Raw genomic sequence first — 1,907 nt, 5'->3', positions numbered from 1 at the left:
AAGCCAAGGTGCTGTAAGAGGGAGCGGAAAGAAATGACGATTCTGGTGATTGCAGAACACGACAACGCGTCGATCAAGGCCGCGACGTTGAACACGGTGGCGGCGGCCGCGAAGATCGGCGGCGACATCCACGTGCTGGTCGCGGGCCACAACGCGCAAGCGGCTGCCGACGCGGCAGCGAAGATCGCAGGTGTCTCGAAGGTGCTGCTGGCCGACGCGCCGCAACTGGCCGAAGGCCTGGCGGAAAACGTCGAAGCGACCGCGCTGAACATCGCGAAGGACTACTCGCACATCCTCGCGCCGGCCACGGCTTACGGCAAGAACATCGCGCCGCGCATCGCCGCGAAGCTGGACGTCGCGCAGATCTCGGACATCACGGCAGTCGATTCGGCCGACACGTTCGAGCGCCCGATCTACGCGGGCAACGCGATCGCGACGGTGCAGTCGAGCGATCCGATCAAGGTCATCACGGTGCGTGCGACCGGTTTCGATCCGGTGGCAGCGGAAGGCGGCAGCGCATCGGTCGACAAGATCGAAGCAGCGGCAGACGCCGGCAAGTCGCAGTTCGTGAGCCGTGAAGTGACGAAGCTGGACCGTCCGGAACTGACGTCGGCGAGCATCATCGTGTCGGGCGGCCGTGGTCTGGGCAGCGGCGAAAACTACACGAAGGTGCTGGAGCCGCTGGCCGACAAGTTGTCGGCGGCGCTCGGCGCATCGCGCGCGGCAGTCGACGCCGGCTACGTGCCGAACGACTACCAGGTCGGCCAGACCGGCAAGATCGTCGCGCCGCAGCTGTACATCGCGGTCGGCATCTCGGGTGCGATCCAGCATCTGGCCGGCATGAAGGATTCGAAGGTGATCGTCGCGATCAACAAGGACCCGGAAGCGCCGATCTTCAGCGTGGCCGATTACGGCCTCGTCGGCGATCTGTTCTCGCTCGTGCCGGAGCTCGTGACCGAGCTCGGCTGATGCGGCGTGACGCTTCGGCGGTAAGCATGTAGCACGAGGGGCGCAATGAGCGCCCCTTTTTGTTGTGTCATCGCCTGAAGGGGCGCGGGCGTCGTTCGCCCGGACGATCCGCGGTCGCCCCGTGCCGTGCGGAACGCATCGTCGCGCACGTACGTCCGTTCGATAGCGTCGATTCGCCCGACGCGCGACAAGCGCCATGCACAAGTCGACCGAAGCCTCGTGCCGAGCGGGCGCTCGCACGCGCAGTCGCCGAAACGAAAAAAGCGCCCGAGGGCGCCTTTTTCGCTGATGCAACGAGCCCGCACCGCCGCGGGCCGTTCCGATTTACGCGTAGGCCGGGCGCGTCTGGCCGGGCGCGTCCTTCAGGTAACGATGCACCGACAGGTCGTCGGCCTGGATCGCCGGCTTCTTCCCGGAGATCAGGTCGGCGAGCAGTTGGCCGGAGCCGCACGACATCGTCCAGCCGAGCGTGCCGTGGCCGGTGTTCAGGAACAGGTTCGACACCGGCGTGCGGCCGACGATCGGCGTGCCGTCCGGCGTCATCGGGCGCAGGCCCGTCCAGAACGTGGCCTTCGACGTGTCGCCGCCGCCCGGGAACAGGTCGTTTACGCACATTTCGAGCGTCTCGCGGCGCGCCGCGCGCAGCGTCTTGTCGAAGCCGACGATTTCCGCCATGCCGCCGACGCGGATGCGTTGGTCGAAGCGCGTGATCGCGATCTTGTAGGTCTCGTCGAGCACGGTCGATACGGGCGCGGCCGCTGCGTCGACGATCGGCGCGGTGATCGAATAGCCCTTCAGCGGATAGACGGGGATCTTCATCAGGTTCGAGATGAAGTTCGTCGAGTACGAGCCGAGCGCGACGACGTACGCATCCGCGCGCACCGTCTCGCTGCCGCACTGCACGCCGGCGATCTTGCCGCCCGCGATCGCGAGCGCAT

2 protein-coding genes are annotated in these 1,907 nt (G+C 66.6%); one reads left to right on the top strand and one right to left on the bottom strand.

Features of this window, described 5'->3' with window-relative positions; translation table 11 throughout:
* The first annotated feature begins 33 nt into the window (after positions 1-33).
* On the top strand, positions 34-969 hold the full coding sequence (locus tag JMF90_RS35195) for an electron transfer flavoprotein subunit alpha/FixB family protein (RefSeq protein WP_011544897.1): 936 nt from the start codon (positions 34-36) through the stop codon (positions 967-969).
* 324 nt (positions 970-1,293) lie between these two features.
* Here the strand turns inward: JMF90_RS35195 and JMF90_RS35190 are convergent.
* A partial coding sequence (locus JMF90_RS35190; protein ID WP_201326174.1) for an FAD-dependent oxidoreductase occupies positions 1,294-1,907 on the bottom strand: 614 nt, incomplete at its 5' end.

The organism is Burkholderia sp. E168m23 (genome assembly GCF_016586125.1).
Taxonomy (GTDB): domain Bacteria; phylum Pseudomonadota; class Gammaproteobacteria; order Burkholderiales; family Burkholderiaceae; genus Burkholderia; species Burkholderia orbicola.
Note: the sequence above shows the minus strand (reverse complement) of the source record. Positions and strands in the feature narration are given on the sequence as shown.